Raw genomic sequence first — 22,597 nt, 5'->3', positions numbered from 1 at the left:
AGTGCTCTACGATGGATCGTGCGCCGGGCCGCGGTTGCCCCGGGCTCCAACATTTGCCGCTTCGAGCGGCCTTCGCGCCGACAGGCGCATCCCGGTCCGGCGCGTCTGCTTCTCGTCCGCCCCGGGGCCTCTCCCGTCGCCCTCCCCGGGCGGCACGTCCCGCGGGGCCTCGCATACGGAGGGCTGGTGCGTCTCTTCCCACGGCAGTTCGAGCGTCCCCTCCACAGCCTGCTGACGGACCTCGCCCAGCTCCTCGCCGGCAGCGCAGAGCTCCTCTCCCGCACCCTCGGACAGCCCTCGCGCGACCGCTCCCGCGCCCTGCCGGCCCTGCACGAGAACGCCACCCGCGCCTCGGAGCTCACCGCGCGCATCGGGAACCGCCTGGCCGAATCGCTGATCACGCCCTTCGAGGCGGAGGTCCTCTACGAGTTCGCGCTGTCGATGGCCGATGCGACCGACCGCATGGAACGGATCGCGGAGCTGACCGTGTCCTTCTCCCTGGGCCGCATCTCCACCCCGATGCTCGAGGCCGCCCAGGTCGTCGAGCGGGCCGCGGACCTCACGGTCGAGGCGGGCTGGACGCTGCCGGACCTGCGCGGCCTCGGCGAGTACCACCGCGAGATGCGCCGGCTGCGCCGCCACGGGGACCGCCTCGTCGAGCGGTCCATCGCCGAGCTCTACACCCGGGGCGGCTCCGCCGCGGACCTGCTGCGCGGCCGCGATGTCGCCCAGGGGATGCTGGAGCTGCTGGCCCTGCTGGACCGGGCGGCCCGACAGGCCGACCTCCTGCGCATCAAGGACACCTGAGGATGGCCGTCGAGCCCCTCGCCGCGGTGATCACGCTGCTGGCCGTGCTGCTCGCCTACGTCAACGGATTCCACGACGCCTCCAACGCCGTGTCCACCACGATCACCACCCGCGCCCTGCGGGAGCGCACGGCGCTGGGGATGGCGGCGCTGCTGAACCTGTTCGGGGCGCTGCTCGGGATCGGCCTGGTGACGATCTCGTCCACCTGGGCCTTCGAACGCATGGGCCTGGGCCATATCACCGCGGGGGTCGACACCCCCGGCCCGGTGCTCCTGTGGATCATCCTCGCCGGCGTCCTCGTGACGATCCTGTGGGATCTGATCACCTGGTGGATGGGCATGCCCTCCTCGAGCTGGCACGCCCTGTTCGCCGGGGTCGGGGGCGCGTCCCTCGTGCTGGGCTGGGACGCGGACTGGCCCACCATCGCCCGCAGCTCGCTGCTGCCGACCGCCTTCGCGCCGCTGCTGGGGGCGGCGGCCGCCTACGCGACGATGCAGCTCATCTCGCGGATGCTCACCAGCGACCGACTGCGCAGCGGCCACCTGCGGTTCGCGCAGACCGTCTCGGCAGGGCTGGTCGCCACCGCCCACGGCCTGCAGGACGCCCTGATCCCGATGGCGGTGATCGTGGCCGTCGCGACGACCTCCCCGATGCCCGGCGCCGTGCTGGCCTCCGCCCCGTACACCGTGGCCATCGCGATCGCGCTGGGCACGCTCATGGGCGGCCACCGGATCATCCGCACCCTGGGCTCGCGCCTGACCGACCTGACCACGCCGCAGGGCTTCTCCGCGGAGGCCGCCACCGCGACCCTGATGGGCCTCGTCTCCCTGGGCATGGGCCTGCCCGTCTCCTCCTCCCACTCCATCGCGGCGGGGATCATGGGGGCGGGGCTGGCGCGGGGGCCGCGGGCGCTGCGGCTGCCGGTCGTGCGGCGGATCCTCGCCGTCTGGCTGGCCACGCCCTTCGCCTGCTTCGGGATGGGGCTCATCATCGCCCGCCTCGCCCAGACCAGCATCGGCATCTGAGGGACCGGCCCCGGCCGGGTCGCGAGGCGGCGCTCGGCGGACTCCCGGGCGGCGTCGCTATCCTGGCCCGGCGCTCCCGGGAATCCGGACAGCGCCCTCCCGACCGTCGACCGCGGCGCCGGGCGCGAACCGCCGCCGCGAAGGAGACCCGATGTCCGAGCAGGATGGCCTCACGCCGAGCCCTCGGCGCCCGCGCCCCGTCTACGGCCTGCCCGCCTCTCCCCCCGGGCCGGGCGAGGCTCCGCCCGACTCGCAGGCCCCCTCCTCGGACGCCGGCTGGGCGCAGCACCCTCCCGCCGGATCGATGCCGCCGGCGGGGTCCGGACCGGCGGCGGCCCCGGCCTCCTCCGGCGCCTGGGGCCAGCCGTCGGCGCAGCCGGCCGGGCACGCCGGCCACACCCCGGGGCCGGCCGGAGACCCCGCCGGCCCGTACGGCCAGGGACCCTCCGCCCCGAGCTGGCAGGCCGGGTCGGCGCAGTCAGGTCCGCAGGGCCCCGCGTCCGTCGATCCGGGACGTCGCCGCGGGCGCGGCACGATCCCGCTGGTCCTGGGACTGGTCATGCTGCTGGTGCTCGCGCCGGCGGCGCTCGTGATCGGCCTGGTGCTCTCGGTGAACCATCTCGTGGGCGACGCGGTCGCCGGGCCGACGGTGATGCCCGGATCCACGGCCACGGTCGAGGTCCCCAGCAACTCCATGGTCATCGTCTACGTCCCCGAGGCCGATGCCGCCACCGCGGAGTGCACGGCCGAGGGCGAGGGCGGGACGGTCACCGTCGTCCCCCAGTCCAGCACCGTCCAGTTCGGCGACGGCAGCACGTACCACCAGGTGCTCGGCGCGGTCGCGCAGGGCGACACCCGCATGACCATCACCTGCACCGGCACCACGGCCGATGCCGCCTACCTCGGCCCGTACAGCATCTTCGGCATGGCCGGGCCGATGCTCGCCGGCATCGGCGGCGGCGTGCTGCTCGGTCTGGTCGGCCTCGTGCTGCTGATCGTGGGCATCGTGACCAAGGTGCGCGGGCGCCGCGCCTGACCTGCACGTCTCATCTCCCGGCTCCCGGTCGGAGCGGCCCCGGGGACCACCTAGAGTGGCCGGACCATCGTTCCCATGAAGGGAGTGCGGATCATGCATCCCCGCGCAGGCAAGAAGGCACAGCCCGAGGACCTGATCGACGTCGACGCGGTCCTCGACGCCTACTACGACCTCCACCCCGATCCTTCGAATCCGGACCAGGCCGTGGCATTCGGCACCTCCGGGCACCGCGGCTCCTCCCTGGACACCGCCTTCAACGAGGACCACATCGCCGCGACGACGCAGGCGATCGTCGAGTACCGCGCCGCCCAGGGGATCCAGGGCCCGCTGTTCATCGGCCGCGACACCCATGCCCTGTCCCGCCCGGCCTTCGACACCGCGCTCGAGGTCCTCGCGGCCCACGGCGTGACGGTCCTGATCGACGCGATGGACACCTACACCCCCACCCCCGCGGTCTCGCACGCGATCCTCGTGCACAACCGCGGCAAGGGACCGCAGGACTCCTCGCGGGCCGACGGCATCGTCGTCACCCCGAGCCACAACCCGCCGCGCGACGGCGGCTTCAAGTACAACCCTCCGCACGGCGGGCCGGCCGGGTCCGAGGCGACCGGCTGGATCGCCGACCGCGCCAACGAGCTGCTGGCCTCGGGCCTGCGCGAGGTGCGCCGGGTGGACCGCAGCAAGGCCGTCCAGCACGCGGGCCGCTACGACTACCTCCACACATATGTGCAGGACCTGCCCAGCGTCGTCGACATCGCGGCGATCCGCCGCGCGGGCGTGCGCATCGGCGCCGATCCCCTGGGCGGCGCCGCCGTCGACTACTGGGCGATGATCGGCGAGATGCACGACCTGGACCTCACCGTCGTCAACCCCACCGTCGACCCGCAGTGGTCCTTCATGACGCTGGACCGCGACGGCAAGATCCGCATGGACTGCTCGAGCCCGTGGGCGATGGCCTCGCTGCTCGAGCAGAAGGACACCTACGACATCGCCACCGGCAACGACGCCGATTCCGATCGCCACGGGATCGTCACGCCCGATGCGGGGCTGATGAACCCCAACCACTACCTCGCGGTCGCGATCCGCTACCTCTTCTCGCACCGCCCCCAGTGGCCCGCGGGCGCGAAGGTCGGCAAGACGGTGGTCTCCTCCAGCCTGATCGACAAGGTCACCGCATCGCTGGGCCGCGAGCTCTACGAGGTTCCGGTGGGCTTCAAGTACTTCGTGCCCGGGCTCATCGACTCCTCCGTCGGCTTCGGCGGCGAGGAGAGCGCCGGGGCGTCCTTCCTGCGCCACGACGGCTCGGTGTGGACCACGGACAAGGACGGCATCATCCTGGCGCTGCTCGCCTCGGAGATCCTCGCCGTCACCGGCCGCACGCCCAGCCAGCTGCACGGCGAGCTCGTCGCGGAGTTCGGGGCGAGCGCCTACGACCGCATCGACGCCCCGGCCGGCCGCGAGCAGAAGGCCCGGCTGAAGGCCCTCAGCCCCGAGGAGGTCTCCGCCTCCGAGCTGGCCGGGGAGCCGATCACCGCGAAGATGACGGTCGCCCCCAACGGCGAGGCGATCGGCGGCCTGAAGGTCTCCACCGAGTCGGCATGGTTCGCGGCCCGTCCCTCGGGCACGGAGGACGTCTACAAGATCTACGCGGAGTCCTTCCGCGGCGAGGAGCATCTGCGCGAGGTGCAGGAGGCGGCGAAGAACGTCGTCGACGGCGCGCTGAACAGCTGACGTTCCTCTCCTTTCCCCATCGGCCCTCCTCGGTCTGCGGCGCATCCGCTATCGTGGGGGGCCGTTGGCCGTCCCTCGGGCGGCCTCTCCGCGAGGTGGGATCCTTCACGCCTTCTTGCGGGGTGCACCGCTTCGGCGGATCCTGAAACGTGCACCGGACTCCGGGATCGACCACCCGGGAGCCGATATCGGACGACCGGAACAGCGAACCGCAGGAGAGGGGGACGCACATGCGGAGCTCTGCGCGCGCACGCGCGGCCGTCGCCGCCCTCCTGGCGACCAGCGTCTTCCCCCTCGCTCCCGCCGCCGCGGAGTCCCCCGCCCCCTCGGATCCCGCCACCGTCGAGGCCCCGGCCGATGCCGCCGATGACGGCCTCGAGGTCGAGATCACCCGCGGCGCTCATGGCGATGACCAGGGCAGCTCGGAGAAGGGGCGCAGCCCCGAGGACGTCCCTGCCGCGGACCGGCGCGCGCCGGTGGAGCCTGCGGCCGATGCGCCGCCGTTCGAGGAGACCGTCCCCGACGAGGACACCTCCGTCCCCGACGAGGACACCTCCGTCCCCGACGAGGACACCCCTGCGCCCGATGAGGACGCCCCTGCCCCGGACGAGAGCACCGAGGATCCGCCCCCGGCGGAGGTGACGGAGGACGCCGCCGCTCCCCCCGAGGAGGAGCCCACCAGCGCCCCGGTCGAGGACCCCGATCCCGAGACCACGCCCGTCGAGGACCCGGAGACCACGCCTGCCGAGGACCCGAATCCCGAGACGACGCCCGTCGAGGATCCCGATCCCGAGACGACGCCGGTCGAGGACTCCGCGATCTCGGATCCGCAGCCCAGCGATCCCGTCTCCCCTCCCGTCGAGGAGCCCTCGACGCAGCCCGACTCCGAGGAGTCCGCCACCGGCGACCCGACGACGACCACGAGCGCCGCGCCCTCCGCCCCCACCACCACGACCGCATCGTCCACGACGACGCCGACGGCCTCCCCCTCCCCGACCGGGACGCCGACCGCAACCCCCTCCGAGACCGCCACCCCGACGGCCTCCCCCACGCCGACGCCCTCCCCGACGCCGACCTGCGACCCCGAGCCGGCTCCCGCCCCGAGCGACGGGACGACGAGCGAGCCCGATTCCACGACGACCTCCCCCACGGCGACGCCCACCGCGTCACCGTCGCCGGAGCCGACCCCGTCGGACGACCCGAGCTGCGAGCCGACGCCCGACCCCGACGACGGCATCGCCCCGCCGGGGACCATCGCTCCGACCCCGACCGAGGAGCCCAGCAGCGGGGACCCCAGCACGGGAACCCCCACCGAGCAGCCCAGCAGCGAGGCACCCACCGAGGGGGAGGGCTCCGGGACGCCGACCGACGACTCGTCCGAGGGGACGGGGCCGGAGCCCACCGCGTCGCCCACGACCCCGGCCCCGTCGCCCACGACCCCGTCGACGTCGCCCACGCCGTCCAGCCCGGCGCCCACGACGCCCACCGAGGAGCCGTCGACGCCCCGCGAGTCGCCCACCACGCCGACGGAGGATCCGGAGAGCTCCGCCGCCGCCACGAGCGCTCCCGCTGCGCCGGAGCCGACGACCCCGAGCGAGCAGCCCTCGACCCCGACGGAGCCCGCAGCCTTCTTCCCGCCCGGGGCGGTCCCCGAGGACCCGCCGGCGACGGACGAGAGCACCGACCGGAGCGCATCGGCCGCAGCGCGGACCCCTGAGCAGTCCCAGACGGCCGATCGCGGCGCGCCGCAGGCCGAGGAGTCCGAGACCCTGCACACCGGCGCGTCCCGGACGCAGGACGAGGACGAGGACGACGGGCGGATCGTCAAGCTCATCAGCACCTTCACCGAGGACTCGGATTCCGCGTGGGGCCGCATGGGGCAGGTCCTCGTCGTCGCCCTCGGCGTCGGGTTCCTGACGGCCGCGGGATTCGTCGCCGCCACCTGGCACGGACGTCACCAGACGGTGCGGGCCGAGCGCCGGGCCGCCCGCGAGGCCTCGAAGGGCCGCTGAGCCCGAAGGCCCCTGCCCGCGCCGCTGAGCCGGGAGGTCCTGCCGGCCGCAGGGGCCGGGCGCGCTCAGCGCCCTGCGACCCGCTTGGCCTCGAGCAGCTCGGCGATGTGCTCGAGCAGGGTCGGCAGCGCTCCGCGCAGCACCTCGATGGTCTCGTCGAAGGCCTCCTGGCCCTCGTACCACGGGTCCGGGACGGAGATGTCCTCGTCCTCGGCGCCGGCGGGCAGCAGCGGATCGAAGGTCCGCCACAGGGAGATCTCCGGGGTGGGGGCGTCCGGCGGGATCTGCTCGGCCTTGCGCAGCAGCGCCGCGGCATGATCGGTCGTCATCGGCAGCAGCAGGTCCCAGGTCGGCAGCTCCGACTGGTGGATGCTGCGGGCCGTGTGCTCGAAGGGCTGGGTGTAGCCGGCATGCTCGAGGGCCAGGACGGTGCGGGGGTCCATCGGCTCCCCCTCGGCCTCCCAGCTCAGGCCCGCCGAGTGCACCTCGACGTCGGCGGCGAGACGGGGATCCGCGCGCACCGCCTCGCGCAGCATCACCGCTGCGGCGGGCGAGCGGCAGACGTTTCCCGTGCAGACGGTGAGGACGCGCAGTGCAGTCACCCGGCCATTGTGACAGCTCCGGCACCGTGCGGGGCGCCGTTCCACCGGCTCGCGCTCCGCGGGGCCCCGGCGTGCGTTCCGGGCACGGCTGTGGCACAGTGTCGGTGCCCCGTGTCGACCCGTACAATCACCAGGGAGCGCCGTTCCTCGCCCCATCTGCGGGGACCAGCGATACATGACCTGCACTGGAGGACTGCCTTGGCCGAGATCATCCGCGCGAACAACGACACCTGGCATCTGGTCCGGGAGATCCGCCTGCGCTCGCTGAGCTCCGACCCGTCCTCCTTCGGGCAGAGCTGGGACCGCGAGTCCGCCTACGACGACCAGGCATGGCAGCGCCGGGTGGACGAGGCCGCCTGGTTCCTCGCCGTCGAGGACGAGCAGCCCGTCGCCGTGGTCGCCTCGCGGCACGAGGAGGACTCCCCCGCCAACGAGCGCGAGCTGCAGGCCATGTGGGTCTCGCCGTCCTCCCGCAAGTCGGGCATCGCCCACGCTCTCGCCGAGGCCGTCTTCGCCTGGGCGAAGGCCGACGGCGCGGACACCGTGACGCTGTATGTCGGGCCGACCAACGCCCCCGCCCGCAAGCTGTACGAGTCGCTCGGCTTCACCGACACCGGGGACCGCTGGCAGGTCGTCGAGGACGATCCGGACTCGTCCTGGATCAAGATGTCCCGCGCGGTCTGACCCGCCCCCGCTCTCGTCCGGCATGCCGCGACGCCCCGCAGGACCGCGCCCTCCCCTGCCCTCCGACGCCCCCTTCATCCCGGCCCGGGACCGGCCGCACTGGGCGGCGCGCACGGAGAACACGAAGAACCGGCTGATGGGCCGCGTGCTGCAGCGCCTCGGCTGGGACGTGCGCCTGCAGCCCTTCATCGGCTACGGCGCCCCCGGTCGCATCCGCGTGCTGGCGAAGGTCCTGTACGCCTCCCCCTCGACCCCGGCCGACTATCACGACCAGCCCGTCCATGACATGCGCACCATGGCGGTGCGCGGCTGGCGGAACTTCGCCTCGCAGGTCGCGCCCTTCGCGCGCGTGCGCGTGACCATCGCCGGGGACGAGTTCCTCGTCCACGCCGACCGCTCCGGGATCATCGACACCGAGCTCGTCGTGGACCTGCCGCCCGGACGGCACCAGGCCGTCCTGTCCACGCATCCGGGCAACGCCGTCACCGCCGAGGTGCTCGTGTTCTCCCCCGAGGAGCGGATCGGCGTGGTCAGCGACATCGACGACACGGTGATGATCACCTGGCTGCCGCGGCCGCTGCTGGCGTTCTGGAACGCCTTCGTCATCCACCAGTCCTCGCGCCGGGTGGTGCGGGGCATGCCGGCGCTCTACCAGGAGATCCTGCGCGAGCATCCCGCCGCCCCGGTGGTATATCTTTCCACCGGCGCGTGGAACGTGTTCCCGGTGCTGCGGCGCTTCCTGTTCAAGAACGGCTACCCCGACGGGCCGATGCTGCTCACCGACTGGGGTCCGACGAACACCGGGTTCTTCCGCTCGGGCCGTGAGCACAAGGTCCGCGCCCTCGCCCGCCTCGCCGAGGCGTTCCCGCAGGTGAAGTGGATCCTCATCGGCGACGACGGGCAGCACGACCCCGACACCTACCGGGCCTTCGAGGCCTACCATCCCGACCATGTGGAGGCGATCGCCATCCGTCAGCTGACCGAACCGGAGCAGGTCCTCGCCCATGGCAGCCGCCGCCCGCTGGCGGAGGCGCCGTCCCGGCTTCCCGGCGACTCCCGTCGCACGGTCCGGGCGCCCGACGGCCACGGCCTGTCCCGCGCGCTGCGGGGCCTGGGGGTGCTCTCGTGAGCGCCCCGCAGATCCGCGCGGCCGATGCGGCCGACGTGCCGCGCATACTCGAGATCGTGGAGGCGGCCTACCGCGGTCCGGGCGGCTGGACCACCGAGGAGGGGCTGGTCTCCGGTGCCCGCACCGACGAGTCCGAGGTCCGCGCCCTGATCGCGGCGCCCGCGGTCGCGCTGCTGGTGGCGGAGGCCGACGGCCGCGTGATCGGCTGCTGCTACACCGAGCGGGCCGGGACCCGGGCGGAGTTCGGGCTGTTCGCCGTGGATCCGGCCGCCCAGGCCGGCGGCATCGGCCGCGCCCTGCTGGAGGCGCAGGTCGCGCTGCTGCGCGAGGCGGGCGTGCTCGAGCTGGAGATCCACGTCCTCCAGGGGCGGGACGAGCTCAACGCCTGGTACCAGCGCCGCGGCTTCGTGCCCACCGGCGCGACCCATCCGTTCCCGCTGGACCCGTCGGCCCTCGCCGATCCCGAGGCCCGGTTCGACGTCCTGGTGCGCGACCTCAGCCACTAGGCTCGCAGCCATGAGCATCGACGCCTTCGTCCCCGCCGCGCACCGCTACGACAGCACCGACTACCGGCGGGCGGGGCGCTCCGGCGTGCTGCTGCCGCCGATCTCCCTCGGCTTCTGGCAGAACTTCGGCGAGGACCGGGATCCGCAGACGCTGCGTGCGATCGTGCGCCGTGCGTTCGACCTGGGCGTGACCCACTTCGATCTCGCCGACAACTACGGCCCGCCCCCGGGCAGCGCGGAGACCCACCTCGGCCGGATCCTCGCCCAGGACCTGGCCCGCTACCGCGACGAGCTGATCATCTCGACGAAGGCCGGCTATGACATGTGGCCGGGGCCCTACGGCAGCTGGGGCTCGCGCAAGCACATGCTCGCCTCGCTGGACCAGTCCCTGGGCCGCCTGGGCCTGGAGACGGTGGACGTCTTCTACCACCACCGCGAGGACCCGCACACCCCGCTCGAGGAGACGATGGGCGCCCTGGCCCACGCCGTCCGCTCCGGCAAGGCGCTGTACGCGGGCGTGTCCAACTACTCCCCCGAGCGCACCCGGGAGGCCGCGCGGATCCTCGCCGACCTCGGCACGCCGCTGCTGATCCACCAGCCCTCGTACTCGATGTTCAACCGCCACATCGAGGGCGGCCTGCTGGACGCGGTCGACGAGCTGGGCATCGGCGTGGCCGTCTTCTCCCCGCTGCAGCAGGGCCTGCTCACCGGCCGGTACCTGCGCGGCGTCCCGGAGGACTCCCGGGCCGGCGGGGCCAGCGTGTTCCTCAGCGCGGAGACGGTGCGCGATCCCCGCTACCTCGAGCGGGCCCGCGGCCTGGCGGAGATCGCCGCCGGGCGCGGGCAGAGCCTCGCCCAGATGGCGCTGGCCTGGGCGCTGCGCAACCCGCTGGTGACGACGGCCCTGGTGGGCGCCTCGAGCGTGCATCAGCTCGAGCAGAACGTCGCCGCGCTGGAGGCCGGTCCGTTCACCGACGCCGAGCTCGCGGCGATCGAGACCTTCGCCGTGGACGGCACCGGCCGCTGAGCCTCCCGGTCGCAGGTCCGGCGGGCTCAGCGGTCCGGCGGGCTCAGCGGTCCAGCGGGCTCAGCGGTCCAGCGGCAGGGACGGGGCCAGGCGCAGCAGGCGGTCGTTGGCCGGCAGCAGCGCGTCGTAGAGCTGGTCGAACACGGGCCGCAGCGAGGCGTAGACGGCGGCATCGGCCGGCCGGGGGCGCTGCCGGGTGGCCACCGGGATCATCTCGGCGGCGACGTCGATCGAGGCGATCAGGCCCAGCGCCTGCATGCCCAGCAGCGCCGCCCCGAAGCCGGAGCCCTCGTGCTGGGCCGGGAAGCCGATGGGGGCGCCGAGGGCATCGGCGAGCGTCTCCCGCCACAGCGGGTGCTGCATGACCCCGCCGGTGGCGCGGATCTCGTCGATCTCGAGCCCGGCCGAGCGCATCGACTGCAGGACCAGCGAGAGCTGCAGGGCCACGCCCTCGACGGCCGCGCGCACCAGGTGCTCGCGCCGATGCCCGCGGGTCAGGCCCACATAGGCGCCGCGGGTGGTGCTGCCCCAGTGCGGGGCGCGCTCGCTGAGCAGATACGGGAGCATGAGCAGTCCCCCGGAGCCGGCCGGGACGGTCGCCGCCTCGTCCAGGAGCTCGGCGGCCGAGGGCAGCTCGGCCGCCTCCGGCGCGGGGCCGTCGCCCGCGGGGCCCTCGGCCGCCGGGGCCGGGACCGCGGGGCCGCGGGCGATCTGGGAGCGCACCCAGTCCAGGGTGACGCCGCCGTTGTTGATGGCGCCGCCGATCACCCAGCGGTCCTCGGTGAGGGCGTAGCAGAACACCCCGCCCAGCGGGTCGACCGCGGGATGGTCGACGGTGACGCGCAGGGCGCCGCTGGTGCCGATCGAGCAGGCGGCCACGCCCGGGCGCACCGCGCCGACGCCCAGGTTGGCCAGCGGCCCGTCGCCCGCGCCGACCACCACCCGGGTCCCCGCGGGCAGCCCGGTGGCGGCGACGGCCTCCTCGGTCAGGCCCTCGAGGACGGTGGTGGTGGGCACCAACTCCGGCAGCTGCTCGGGGCGCACGCCGGCCAGGCGCATCGCCTCCTCGTCCCAGGCCAGGGCATGGATGTCCATCAGGCCCGAGGACGAGCCCAGCGAATGGTCCGTGACCAGGGCGCCGCACATGCGCAGCAGCACCCAGTCCTTGATCCCGGCCCAGATCGCGGCCTTGGTGCGGATCTCCGGCTCCTGCTCCCGGAACCAGATGAGCTTGGGCAGCGGCGACATCGGATGCACCGGCGTGCCGGTGCGGCGGTGCAGGGCGAGCCCCTCGGCCGAGGCCCGCACCCGCTCGGCCTGGGCGGACGCCCGGGTGTCGGCCCAGGTGACCACGGGCGTGAGCGGGGCCAGGTCCTCGTCCAGGGCCAGCAGGCTGTGCATGGCCGAGGAGAACGACAGCCCCGCCACCCGCTCGGCGCCGATGCTCGCGACGACCTCGCGCACGCCGGCGTAGGCCGCGGCGAGGATCAGCTCGGGGTCCTGGACCGCATGCCCGGGATGGGGCGCGTGCAGGGGGTAGCCGTGCGAGGCCGAGGCCAGCTGGGCCCCCGACACGTCGTAGGCGACGGCCTTGGTGGCCGTGGTGCCCATGTCCACGCCGATCACCACATCGCGTGCGGGGGCCTGCGCTGCGGGGTCGTCCAGTGCTGCCATGGTCTGCGTCCTTCCGTGCGGGGTCGAGCGGGATCGGCCCGGGCCGATGGAGCCGGGGGCTGCCCCCGCCGGCCGGGACCCCGAGGGGACCTCGGCCGACGGCCGGCAGCGGGGGCTCAGACGACGGCGGTCATGCCGCCGTCGACGAAGATGTTCTGGCCCGAGACGAACGCCGAGGCGTCCGAGGCGAGGTAGAGCAGCGTCCCGGCGAGCTCGCGCACCTCGCCCCAGCGCTGCGCCGGGGTGCGGGCGGTGAGCCAGGCGGTGAACGCCTCGTCCTCGACGAGGGCCCGGTTCATCTCGGTGGCGAAGTAGCCCGGGGAGATGGCGTTGACCTGCACGCCGGATCGCGCGAGGTCGGCGGCCATGCCCTGGGTCAGCAGCGCGACGCCGCCCTTGCTGGCCGAGTACGGGGCGATCGTCTGGCGGGCCAGCTTCGACTGGACCGAGGCGATGTTGATGATCTTGCCCGAGCCGCGCTCCACCATCGCCGGCGCGAGGTGCCGGGAGACGTAGAAGACGCTGGAGAGGTTGCTCGCGATCACCGTGTCCCAGTCCTGGACGGGGAACTCCGCGATCGGGGCGCGGCGCTGGACCCCGGCGTTGTTGACCAGGATGTCCGGCACGCCGTGCTCGGCCAGCAGCGCGGCGATGCCCGCCTCGACCGCGGCGGCGTCGGTGACGTCGAAGCGGACCGCCTCCGGCCGCTGCCCGGTCTCCGCCTCGACCGCGGCCCGGGCCGCGTCCAGGGCGGCCTGGTCCCGGCCGTGGAGGAGGACGCGGGCGCCCGCATCGGCGAGCGCGGTGGCCAGGGCCAGGCCCAGGCCGCGGGAGGATCCCGTGACCAGGGCCAGGCGGCCGGTGACGTCGAAGAGGTCGTGCCCCGCCATCAGAGGACCACGTAGATGACCAGGACCAGCACGAAGCCGACCACGGACTGGATCGCCTGCTGGACGGTCCAGGTCTTCAGGGTGGTCTTGACGTCCATGTTCATCAGGCGCCCGACCAGCCAGAAGCCGGAGTCGTTGACGTGGCCGGCGAACACGGAGCCGGCCGCGGCGGCCAGGGTGATCGCCGCGGTGTCCACGACGCTGAACCCGCCGGACATGACCGCCGGGGAGAGCAGGCCGGCGGTGGTGACCAGGGCGACCGTCGCCGAGCCCTGGGCCACGCGCAGCACGAGCGCGATGATGTAGGCGGCGAAGATGACCGGCAGGCCCCAGCCGGAGAGGGTGTCGGCGAGCGCGTCGCCGATGCCGGAGGCGCGCAGCACCGAGCCGAACATGCCGCCGGCGCCGGTGATGAGGATGACCGAGGCGACCTGGGCGAGCGTGCCGTCGACGAGCTTCTCGAGGGCCGAGCCCTTCTCGCCGCGGGCGGTGCCGAGGGCGACCAGCGCCACCAGCACGGTGATCAGCAGGGCGACGGGCGACTCGCCGATCAGGCGCAGGGCGTGGACCCAGCCCTGGGTCTTGTCGACGATGCCGGCGCTGCCCAGGGCGTTCAGGCCGGTGTTCATGAGGATGAGCACCAGCGGCAGGGCGACGATCGCGACGACGAGTCCGGCGCTGGGCGGGTTGGCGATCTCGTCGTCGTCCTGGCCGAAGAGGTTGGGGACCTCGAGCGGGTTGCGGGCGTTGGCGAACCGGGCCCACAGGTAGCCGGTGATGTACCAGACCGGGAAGGCGATGACGAGGCCGACCAGCAGCACGACGCCGAGGTTCGCCCCGAAGAACTCGCTGGCGGCGACGGGGCCGGGGTGCGGCGGCACGAAGACGTGCATGACGGAGAACGCGCCGGCGGCGGTGATGCCGTAGAGCAGGAGGTTCTTGCCGCCGATGCGGCGGGCGACGGCGAAGATGATCGGCAGCATGACGATCAGGCCCGCGTCGAAGAAGATCGGGAAGCCCAGCAGCAGCGAGGTGACGCCGAGGGCGAAGGCGGCGCGCTTCTCGCCGAAGATCGAGACCATCTTCTCCGCGACGACCTTGGCGCCGCCGGAGGATTCGATGAGCCGACCGAGCACGGCGCCGAAGCCGATGAGCAGGGCCACGTTCCCGAGCGTCCCGCCGAAGCCCTCCACGAGGGTCTTCACGAGGAACTCGGCGGGGATGCCGGTGGCGACGGCGGTCAGCAGGGAGACGATCACGAGCACGAGGAACGCGTGCAGCTTGACCCTGATGACGAGGAACAGGATGAGCGCGACGGCGACCGCGGCGATGCCGAGGAGCGGCCCGGCGCCCAGGGTCTGGGTCCAGTCTTCCATGGGGGATTCTCCGTTGAATGCGAGGGACAGGAGGCGCCGTGCCGTCCGGACGAGCCTCGGGCCCCGGCGCCGTGGAGCAAAGGTACTACTTTTTCAGCCGGTAAGGTAGCACCATTGAGGAACTCGGGCTGTGATCCGGACCGCCCGCTCCTCGGCCGCCGCAGCACGACGAAGGAGACGCGATGGCGATCGGCATGCACCGTGACGTTCTCGACGATATCGGGGGGCGCATCGCCGCCGGGGAGCTTCCGCCGGGAGAGGTGCTCACCCTGTCGGGGATCGAGGAGGCTCTCGGCGCCTCGCGGACGGTGGTGCGCGAGGCGGTGCGGGTGCTCGAGAGCCTGGGCATGGTCACCTCCCGGCGCCGCGTCGGCGTGACCGTGCAGCCGCGCGAGCAGTGGGACGCCTTCTCCCCCCAGCTGATCGGCTGGAACCTGCGCGGGCCCTTCCGCCAGCGCCAGCTCGAGGCCCTCGCCGAGCTGCGCGTGGCCGCCGAGCCCATGGCCTCCCTCCTCGCCGCGCGCCGCGCCACGGCGGCCCAGCGCGCCGAGCTGCGCCGGCTCGCGGAGGTCCTCGTCGACCTCGGCGGCCGCGGCCTCGGGGACACCGAGCCCTATCTCGAGGCCGATGTCGCCTTCCACGAGCTGCTGCTGGCCGCCTCGGGCAACCCGCAGCTCGCCGCGCTCGCCCGGCCGGTCCAGGCCGTCCTCGAGGGGCGCACCCGCCTGGGCCTCACCCCGCCGATCCCCGTGCCCGGCACCCTCGAGGAGCACATGCGCCTGGCCCTCGCCATCGCCGAGGGCGACGAGGACGCCGCCGAGCGCCATTCCCGCTCCCACATGCGCACCGTCTGGGGCGAGGTCGCCGCGCCGGAGGCCTGAGCGCGCCCGCGGCGCGGGGGCTCAGAGCACCGAGAGCGCGCCCGCGCGGGGGCTCAGAGCACCGAGGCGAGGAAGTCCTTCAGGCGGTCCGAGCGCGGGGAGTCGATCACCTGGGCGGGCGGGCCCTGCTCGATGATGCGGCCCTCGTCCATGAAGACGACCGTGTCGGCGACCTCGCGGGCGAAGCCCATCTCGTGGGTGACCACGACCATCGTCATGCCATCGGCCGCGAGGTCCTGGAGGACGGCCAGGACCTCGGCGACCAGCTCCGGGTCCAGGGCGCTGGTCGGCTCGTCGAACAGCATGAGCTCGGGCTTCATGGCCAGGGCCCGGGCGATGGCGACGCGCTGCTGCTGGCCGCCGGAGAGCTCCGAGGGGTAGTGGTCGGCGCGCTCGGCCAGGCCCACCCGGGCGAGCAGCTCCCGCGCCTCGGACTCGGCCTGCGCCTTCTCCATGCCGAGCACGTGGACCGGCGCCTCCATCACGTTGTGCAGCGCCGTCATGTGCGGGAACAGCTGGAAGCGCTGGAAGACCATGCCGATGCGGGCGCGCTGGGCGGCGATCTGCTTCGCCGACAGCTTCTGCCAGCGGCCGTCGGCCAGCGGCTGCTCGGCGTAGCCCTGCGTGACGCCCTCGATGCGCACGCGCCCGGCGCTGGCCTCCTCGAGCTGGTTGATGCAGCGCAGCAGCGTCGACTTTCCGGAGCCGGAGGGGCCCACCAGCACGGCGACCTCGCCCGGGCGGACGGTCAGGTCGCAGCCCGTGAGGACGTGCACGTCGCCGAAGGACTTGTGCAGGCCCTCGATCTGGATCGCGGGGACGGCCTCCTCGGCGGGGGCGGCGCGGTGGGTGTTCTCGTGGCTCATCACAGCTCCACCTCGGGGAGCGGGTTCTGCGGGGTCGTGCCGGCGCTGTTCACGGCGGACTGGCGGGAGCGCTTCGTCCCGGGCGCCCCGGGGGTGCGGGCGTCGAAGCCGCGGCCGAAGTACTTCTCCAGGTGGTGCTGGCCGACCATGAGCACGCTCGTGATCGCGAGGTACCACAGCGCCGCGACGATCAGCAGCGGGATGGGCGTGAACAGCTTGTTGGCGATGCCGTTGGTGGCGAAGGTGAGGTCGAGGGTGAACGGCACCGCGAGCACCAGCGACGTCGTCTTCAGCATGCCGATGGTCTCGTTGCCCAGCGGCGGCACGATCACGCGCATGGCCTGCGGGACGATGATCCGTCGCAGGATCAGCCCCTCGCTCATGCCCAGGGCGCGGCTGGCCTCGCTCTGGCCGCGGTCCACGCTGTTCAGGCCCGAGCGGAAGATCTCCGCGAGGTAGGCGCCCTCGTTCAGGCCCAGGCCGATCACGGCCGCCCAGAAGGCGGTGAACAGGTCGCGGGTGGAGAAGGACAGCAGCTCCGGGCCGAAGGGCACCCCGATCACGATCTTCGGGATGATCACGGTGAACAGGCCCCAGAACACCAGCTGGGTGTACACGGGGGTGCCGCGGAAGACGAAGATGTAGGCCCAGGCCACGCCGCGCAGGACGGGGTTGTCGCTGCGGCGCATGATCGCGGCGAGCAGGGCGATCACGGTGCCGACCACCATGGACAGCACCGTCAGCAGCAGCGTCCAGCCCACGCCCTGGACGACCTTCACGTCCAGGATGTACGTGGCCACGGTCCCCCAGTCCAGGACGGGGTTGGTCAGCAGGAAGTTCACCAGCGCCACGACCAGCAGCGCCACGATCACGGCGGCGATCCAGGTGCCCGGGCGCGGGGCGGACCTGGCGCGGATGGGGGTGTAGTCGCCGGCGGCCGGCGCGGCGGCCGGGGGCGGGGCGATGGAGGAGGTGCTCACGGTTCGGGGTTCACTTCCGCGGTCGGGATCATGCCGGATTCGTTGCCCCAGGCGGCCAGGATGCGCTGCATGTCGCCGGAGTCGATAAGGTGCTGGACGGCCGCGCGGATCGCCTCGGCCAGCTCGGGCTGGTCCTTGGCGACGACGATGCCGTTCAGGGCCGATTCCTCGATCTCGCCGATGCCCTCGAGGGTGCCGCGCGAGCGGGTGATCGCGTAGGCGGTCACGGGGGAATCGGCCATGAGGATGTCGGCCTTGCCGCCGGCGACGTTGGTCGCGGCGTCGGAGTTGGAGGCGTAGGCGAGCAGGTCGTAGGCCTTCTGCCCGTCCTCGCGGCACTCCTGGGAGCGCTCGAGGGACAGCTCCTCCTGGTAGGTGCCGACCTGCAGGGCGACGCGCTTGCCGCACAGCTGCTCGGGGTCGATGCCGTAGGGGTTGCCGGCCCGGACCGCGTAGGAGATCCCGGCCTGGAAGTAGGAGATCATCGTGACGGCCTCGAGCCGCTCCGCATTCACGGTGAAGCTCGAGATGCCCACGTCGTAGGTCGCGCCGACGGCCGGGATGATCTGTGCGAACACGGCCGCCTCGGTGCGGGTGGCGAGCCCGAGCACGCGACCGATGCCGGCGAGGATGTCCATGTCGTAGCCCACGGCCTCGCCCGAGGATCCGATGAACTCCCCCGGCGCGTAGTTCAGGGCGGCGCCGTTGATCAGCTCACCCCGCTCGCGGATGTGCGCGGGCACCAGGGCGGCGATCTCGGGGACCTCCTCGATGCCGGAGAGGTCGACCTCGGGCACCGCATTGGACTCGGCGTCCAGGCGCTCGCTCGCCCGGGTGCAGGCCCCGAGCGCCGGGGCGGCGCCCGCGCCGAGCGCGACGGCGGGCAGGGCGCGCAGGAGCGTGCGGCGCCGGGGCGGATGATGCGTCATCCCTGCATAGTATGCATAGCCTTGCATAACGCCCAACTCCTCGCGGGGAGAGCCTCGCCACCCGGGGCGCCCGGCGGGAGGGCTCAGTACCCGTGCGCGGCGGCGTACTCCTCGACGGCGCGCTTGGCCTCGGCGAGGCCCGCCCCGGTCGCGGTGCGGTACTCCTTGATCGCGAGGATCATCTGGCGCCGGCGCAGCGCATCGAGCACGGGGGCCGGCATCGAGTCCTCGACGCCGGCGGCGCGGACCGCGGCCGGGTCGAGACCCGCCTGCGCCGCGAGCGCGGTCAGCAGGGCCTCCTGCCGGTCGAGCCGGTCTCGGAGGTGGGCGATCTGGGACTCGAGGTGCGCTGTGCGTCCGAACATGCGGCCACCCTAGCCCTCACATGCCGGGCATCATCCCGCCGCCGCCGGCGCCCGCGGCGACGGCGTCGGCCTCGGGATCCTCGTCGTCGTCGGGATCGTGCGCGGCGCCCTCGAACTGCGAGCGGTACAGGCGCGCGTAGGCGCCGTCGGCCGCGAGGAGCTCGTCGTGGCTGCCCTGCTCGACGATGTCCCCGGACTCCATCACGAGGATGAGGTCCGCGTCGCGGATCGTGGAGAGGCGGTGGGCGATCACGAAGGAGGTGCGCCCCTCGCGCAGCCGGTTCATGGCCTCCTGCACGAGCACCTCGGTGCGGGTGTCCACGGAGCTGGTCGCCTCGTCGAGGATCAGCAGGCTGGGCTGGGCCAGGAAGGCGCGGGCGATGGTCAGCAGCTGCTTCTCGCCGGCGCTGATGCTGCCGCCCTCGTCGTCCAGGACCGTGTCGTAGCCCTCGGGCAGATGGCGCACGAAGTCGTCGACGTGCGTGGCGCGGGCGGCCTCGAGCACCTCCTCGTCGGTCGCGTCCAGGCGCCCGTAGCGGATGTTCTCGCGGATCGTGCCCTCGAACAGCCAGGTGTCCTGCAGGACCATGCCGGTGCGCTCGCGCAGCTGGCGCCGGGTGAGGTCGCGGATGTCCACGCCGTCGATCCGGATGCTGCCGCCGTCCAGCTCGTAGAACCGCATCACCAGGTTGACCAGGGTCGTCTTGCCGGCGCCGGTCGGGCCGACGATCGCGACGGTGTGCCCGGGGTCGGCGACCAGGGAGAGGTCGCGGATCAGCGGGCGGTCGGGAGAGTAGGAGAAGCGCACGTGGGAGAACTCCACGCGGCCCTGCCGGATCCGGGAGACGGCCCCGGGGACCTCGGCCTCGAGCTCCTGCTCCTCGGCGTCCAGCATCTCGAAGACCCGCTCGGCGCTGGCCACGCCGGACTGCAGCATGGTCGCCATCGAGGCGAGCTGGGACAGCGGCTGGGTGAACTGCCGCGAGTACTGGATGAAGGCCTGGACGTCGCCGAGGGTCATCTGCCCCGAGACGATGCGCAGGCCGCCCACGACGGCGACGAGGACGTAGCTGAGGTTCCCCACGAACATCATCAGCGGCATGATCAGCGAGGAGACGAACTGGGCGCCGAAGGACGCCGTGAACATCGTCTCGTTCTTCTCGTCGAAGCGGCGGCCCACCTCGCGGCGGCGCCCGAAGGCGGTCACCAGCGCGTGGCCGCTGAAGGCCTCCTCGACCTCGGCGTTGACCACGCCGGTCGCGTCCCACTGCTGCTGGAACAGCTTCTGGGAGCGGGAGCCGACGATGGCCGTGATCGCGAGCGCGACGGGGATCGAGGCCAGCGCGATGATCGACAGCTGCCAGGACAGCAGCAGCATCATGACGATCACGCCGACCGCCGTGAGGAAGGCGTTGACCAGCCCCGTCACCGTGTTGATCAGCGTGTTCTGGATGTTGTCGATGTCGTTGGTGACGCGCGAGAGGATCTCCCCGCGCTTGGTGCGGTCGAAGTACGCCAGCGGCAGGCGGTGCAGCTTCTCCTCCACCTGGCGGCGCAGGCGGTAGACCATGCGGAAGATGACCCGGTTCAGCAGCACGCCCTGCAGCCACATCAGCAGCGAGGAGGCGACGTACAGCCCCAGCGCCAGCAGCAGCACCTGGTGCAGCGCGGGGAAGTCGATGCCCTGCCCGGGGGTGAAGTCCATGCCCGAGAGCATGTCCGCCGTGGTGGTCTCGCCCTGCGCGCGCAGGGCGGCGATGATCTCCTCGCGGTCGGCCCCGGCGGGCATGTCCCGCGAGATGAGGCCGGAGAAGACGATGTCGGTGGCGCGGCCCAGGATGCGCGGGCCGACCACGGCCAGCAGCACGGCGATCACGCCGAGGCCGATGGCCCCGAGCATGTAGGCCCGCTCGGGGCCCATCTCGCGGATCAGCCGCTTGGTGCTGGGCCAGAAGTTCTTGGACTTCTGCCCCGGGCGCAGGCCGCGGCCGGCGTCCTTCTCCGCGGCGAGCTGCGCCGCCTCGTGCGCCTCGTCGCCGGCGAGGACGGGGGTCGTCTCCGGCGCGACGGCCGGGGTCGCGCCCGGGGTCCGGTCCCGGCCCGGGTCCTGCGGCGGGTTCTGCGTGCTCATGCGACCACCTCCTCGGCGCCCTGGGACCGGATGATCTCCAGGTAGGTCTCGGAGCTGGCCAGCAGCTCCTCATGGGTGCCCGAGGCGACGATCTCGCCGTGGTCGAGCACGAGGATCAGATCGGCCGATGTCACCGTCGAGACCCGCTGGGCGACGATCAGCACGAGGGCGTGCCGCGTCTCGGGGAACAGGGCGGCGCGCAGCCGCGCATCGGTGGTGAGGTCCAGGGCGCTGAACGAGTCGTCGAAGACGTAGATCTCGGGCCGGGCCACCAGCGCGCGGGCGATGCACAGGCGCTGGCGCTGGCCGCCGGAGACGTTGGTGCCGCCCTGCGCGATCACCGAGTCCAGCCCGTCGGGCATGGCGGCCACGAAGTCGCGGCCCTGGGCGATGGTCAGGGCGTGCCACAGCTCCTCGTCGGTCGCCTCGGGGTTGCCGAAGCGCAGGTTGGAGGCGACCGTCCCGGAGAACAGGTACGGCTTCTGCGGCACCAGGCCCACGCGGGAGGCGAGCAGGTCCGGGTGCAGCGTCTCGATGGGCGTGCCGTTGTGGAGGACCTCGCCCTCGGTCGCGTCCAGCAGGCGCGGCACGAGGTTCATGAGGGTCGACTTGCCCGAGCCGGTGCCGCCGATGATCGCGACCGTCTGCCCGGCGTGGGCGTCGAGGTTCACGCCCCTCAGCACGGGCCGCTCCGCGCCGGGGTACGTGAAGCTCACGTCCCGCAGCTGCAGGCGGGTGGGGCCGGGGACCTCGGTGATTACGGATTCGCGCTCGCGGACGGAGTCGTCGACGTCGAGGACCTCGGCGATGCGGCCGGCGGAGACCATGGCCCGCGGGATCATCATCGTCATGAACGACGCCATCATCACGGCGATGAGGATCTGGATCAGGTAGGCGATGAAGGCGGTGATCGAGCCGACCTCCATCTGCCCGGACTCCACGCGCGGGGCGGCGAACCACAGCACCAGCACGCTGGAGACGTTGAGCATGAACATGATCAGCGGCTGGATGATGATCATCAGCTGGCCGACCCGACGGTTCAGGTCCGTCAGCTCGGCGTTGACGTCCTCGTAGCGCTGGCGCTCGAGGTCCTCGCGGGTGAAGGCGCGCAGCACCCGGATCCCCGTGATCTGCTCGCGCAGCACCCGGTTGATGACGTCGATGCGCTTCTGCATCCTGCCGAACAGCGGCGAGGCGAGCGCGACCAGCGTGCCGACCGCCAGCAGCATCAGCGGCACCATCACCGCGATCAGCCAGGCCAGGCCCGGCTCGACGCTCAGCGCCAGCACGATGCCGCCGATACCGGTGATCGGCGCCTGCACCAGGAAGTTCATGGCGAAGAACGTGAGCATCTGGACCTGCTGCACGTCATTGGTGGAGCGGGTGATCAGCGACGGGGCGCCGAACTCGTGCAGCCGCTGCGCGGAGAAGTGCTGCACCGTGGTGAACACGCGCTCGCGCAGGTCCTGGCCCAGGCGCATGGCCGACCGGGCGGCGAAGTAGTTCGCGGCGACCACCGCGATGATGTTCCCGACGGTCACCACGAGCATGTAGCCGCCCAGGCGCCAGATCGTCGGGATGTCGCCCTGGGCGATGCCGTCGTCGATCATGTACGCGTTGATGGTCGGGAGATAGAGCGCGGCCAGCACGCCGGCCACCTGGAAGACGATCACCAGGAGGACGGCCGGCCAGTACGGGCACAGGGACGACAGGGAGAGCCGTAGCAGGGTCACAGGGTTCCTCTCATAGGTCGCACCGGCGGAGCTCGGCGGGGCTCGACCGAGCTCCTCGCGGCCGATGGGGACGGCCGCCAGGCTCCGGAGGCGCGACCGACGTAGCCTATCCAGCGGCGCCGACGCACGACATCCCCTTATCGGGAGGTATCGACGGAGGTCGGGGGTCCCGCCGCGACGGGACCCGCCATCGGGAGGATGCTGCGGCGCCGT

Annotated in this window: 20 protein-coding genes; 10 read left to right on the top strand and 10 right to left on the bottom strand. The window is 72.8% G+C overall.

Annotated elements, in window-relative coordinates:
* Positions 1–186: 186 nt before the first annotated feature.
* From BF93_RS08570 to BF93_RS08550, 5 genes are all read left to right on the top strand, one after another.
* Positions 187–807 carry a DUF47 domain-containing protein gene (locus tag BF93_RS08570; RefSeq protein WP_232226274.1) on the top strand — a complete coding sequence of 207 codons (621 nt, stop codon included), beginning with the start codon at positions 187–189 and terminating at the stop codon, positions 805–807.
* 2 nt (positions 808–809) lie between these two features.
* The gene (locus BF93_RS08565) at positions 810–1,832 is read left to right on the top strand and encodes an inorganic phosphate transporter (RefSeq protein ID WP_051486727.1); all 1,023 of its coding nucleotides are present in this window, start codon (positions 810–812) and stop codon (positions 1,830–1,832) included.
* A 151-nt stretch (positions 1,833–1,983) separates the two neighbouring features.
* Positions 1,984–2,868: a hypothetical protein gene (locus BF93_RS08560; protein ID WP_038372029.1), complete on the top strand. Its 885-nt coding sequence runs from the start codon at positions 1,984–1,986 to the stop codon at positions 2,866–2,868.
* Between the two features lie 93 nt (positions 2,869–2,961).
* Positions 2,962–4,599, top strand: a complete 1,638-nt coding sequence (gene pgm, locus BF93_RS08555; RefSeq protein ID WP_198025389.1) for a phosphoglucomutase (alpha-D-glucose-1,6-bisphosphate-dependent) — start codon at positions 2,962–2,964, stop codon at positions 4,597–4,599.
* A 230-nt stretch (positions 4,600–4,829) separates the two neighbouring features.
* Positions 4,830–6,611: a hypothetical protein gene (locus tag BF93_RS08550; protein ID WP_038372028.1), complete on the top strand. Its 1,782-nt coding sequence runs from the start codon at positions 4,830–4,832 to the stop codon at positions 6,609–6,611.
* 65 nt (positions 6,612–6,676) lie between these two features.
* Here BF93_RS08550 and BF93_RS08545 read toward each other — a convergent pair whose 3' ends face one another.
* The gene (locus BF93_RS08545; RefSeq protein WP_038372027.1) at positions 6,677–7,213 is read right to left on the bottom strand and encodes a low molecular weight protein-tyrosine-phosphatase; all 537 of its coding nucleotides are present in this window, start codon (positions 7,211–7,213) and stop codon (positions 6,677–6,679) included.
* Positions 7,214–7,411: 198 nt separating this feature from the next.
* Between BF93_RS08545 and BF93_RS08540 the strand changes: the two genes are divergently transcribed.
* Genes BF93_RS08540 through BF93_RS08525 form a run of 4 tightly spaced genes read left to right on the top strand, consistent with a single transcriptional unit; the run spans position 7,412 to position 10,559 of the window.
* Positions 7,412–7,897 carry a GNAT family N-acetyltransferase gene (locus tag BF93_RS08540; RefSeq protein ID WP_038372026.1) on the top strand — a complete coding sequence of 162 codons (486 nt, stop codon included), beginning with the start codon at positions 7,412–7,414 and terminating at the stop codon, positions 7,895–7,897.
* 22 nt (positions 7,898–7,919) lie between these two features.
* A complete protein-coding gene (locus BF93_RS08535; protein ID WP_084148397.1) occupies positions 7,920–9,026 on the top strand; it encodes an App1 family protein in 1,107 nt (368 codons plus the stop codon).
* On the top strand, positions 9,023–9,532 hold the full coding sequence (locus BF93_RS08530) for a GNAT family N-acetyltransferase (protein WP_038372025.1): 510 nt from the start codon (positions 9,023–9,025) through the stop codon (positions 9,530–9,532). Before BF93_RS08535 ends, BF93_RS08530 begins: the two co-directional genes overlap by 4 nt.
* A gap of 10 nt (positions 9,533–9,542) precedes the next feature.
* On the top strand, positions 9,543–10,559 hold the full coding sequence (locus tag BF93_RS08525) for an aldo/keto reductase (protein WP_038372024.1): 1,017 nt from the start codon (positions 9,543–9,545) through the stop codon (positions 10,557–10,559).
* Positions 10,560–10,619: 60 nt separating this feature from the next.
* Here BF93_RS08525 and BF93_RS08520 read toward each other — a convergent pair whose 3' ends face one another.
* The 3 genes from BF93_RS08520 to BF93_RS08510 form a co-directional block, all read right to left on the bottom strand.
* Positions 10,620–12,233, bottom strand: coding sequence for a gluconokinase (locus BF93_RS08520; protein WP_051486726.1), 1,614 nt, complete (start codon positions 12,231–12,233; stop codon positions 10,620–10,622).
* 116 nt (positions 12,234–12,349) lie between these two features.
* Positions 12,350–13,123: an SDR family oxidoreductase gene (locus BF93_RS08515; protein ID WP_038372023.1), complete on the bottom strand. Its 774-nt coding sequence runs from the start codon at positions 13,121–13,123 to the stop codon at positions 12,350–12,352.
* Positions 13,123–14,499, bottom strand: a complete 1,377-nt coding sequence (locus BF93_RS08510) for a GntP family permease (RefSeq protein ID WP_038372022.1) — start codon at positions 14,497–14,499, stop codon at positions 13,123–13,125. The genes BF93_RS08515 and BF93_RS08510 overlap by 1 nt, the downstream gene beginning before the upstream one ends.
* A gap of 182 nt (positions 14,500–14,681) precedes the next feature.
* On the opposite strand from BF93_RS08510, the gene BF93_RS08505 reads away from it, so the two are divergent.
* On the top strand, positions 14,682–15,380 hold the full coding sequence (locus tag BF93_RS08505; protein ID WP_038372021.1) for a FadR/GntR family transcriptional regulator: 699 nt from the start codon (positions 14,682–14,684) through the stop codon (positions 15,378–15,380).
* A 53-nt stretch (positions 15,381–15,433) separates the two neighbouring features.
* On the opposite strand, the gene BF93_RS08500 is transcribed toward BF93_RS08505, so the two are convergent.
* From BF93_RS08500 to BF93_RS08475, 6 genes are all read right to left on the bottom strand, one after another.
* Complete coding sequence (locus tag BF93_RS08500; RefSeq protein WP_038372020.1) at positions 15,434–16,246, bottom strand: amino acid ABC transporter ATP-binding protein; 813 nt, start codon at positions 16,244–16,246, stop codon at positions 15,434–15,436.
* Positions 16,246–17,226 carry an amino acid ABC transporter permease gene (locus BF93_RS08495; protein ID WP_084148396.1) on the bottom strand — a complete coding sequence of 327 codons (981 nt, stop codon included), beginning with the start codon at positions 17,224–17,226 and terminating at the stop codon, positions 16,246–16,248. The genes BF93_RS08500 and BF93_RS08495 overlap by 1 nt, the downstream gene beginning before the upstream one ends.
* Complete coding sequence (locus tag BF93_RS08490) at positions 17,223–18,155, bottom strand: ABC transporter substrate-binding protein (protein WP_038372018.1); 933 nt, start codon at positions 18,153–18,155, stop codon at positions 17,223–17,225. Before BF93_RS08490 ends, BF93_RS08495 begins: the two co-directional genes overlap by 4 nt.
* An 83-nt stretch (positions 18,156–18,238) precedes the next feature.
* Positions 18,239–18,520: a ribosomal L7/L12 family protein gene (locus BF93_RS08485; RefSeq protein ID WP_038372016.1), complete on the bottom strand. Its 282-nt coding sequence runs from the start codon at positions 18,518–18,520 to the stop codon at positions 18,239–18,241.
* A gap of 16 nt (positions 18,521–18,536) precedes the next feature.
* Positions 18,537–20,651 carry an ABC transporter ATP-binding protein gene (locus BF93_RS08480; protein WP_051486725.1) on the bottom strand — a complete coding sequence of 705 codons (2,115 nt, stop codon included), beginning with the start codon at positions 20,649–20,651 and terminating at the stop codon, positions 18,537–18,539.
* Positions 20,648–22,384: an ABC transporter ATP-binding protein gene (locus BF93_RS08475; RefSeq protein ID WP_038372014.1), complete on the bottom strand. Its 1,737-nt coding sequence runs from the start codon at positions 22,382–22,384 to the stop codon at positions 20,648–20,650. The genes BF93_RS08480 and BF93_RS08475 overlap by 4 nt, the downstream gene beginning before the upstream one ends.
* Between the last annotated feature and the right edge of the window lie 213 nt (positions 22,385–22,597).

The sequence above is a fragment of the Brachybacterium phenoliresistens genome (assembly GCF_000576425.1).
Taxonomy (GTDB): domain Bacteria; phylum Actinomycetota; class Actinomycetes; order Actinomycetales; family Dermabacteraceae; genus Brachybacterium; species Brachybacterium phenoliresistens.
Note: the sequence above shows the minus strand (reverse complement) of the source record. Positions and strands in the feature narration are given on the sequence as shown.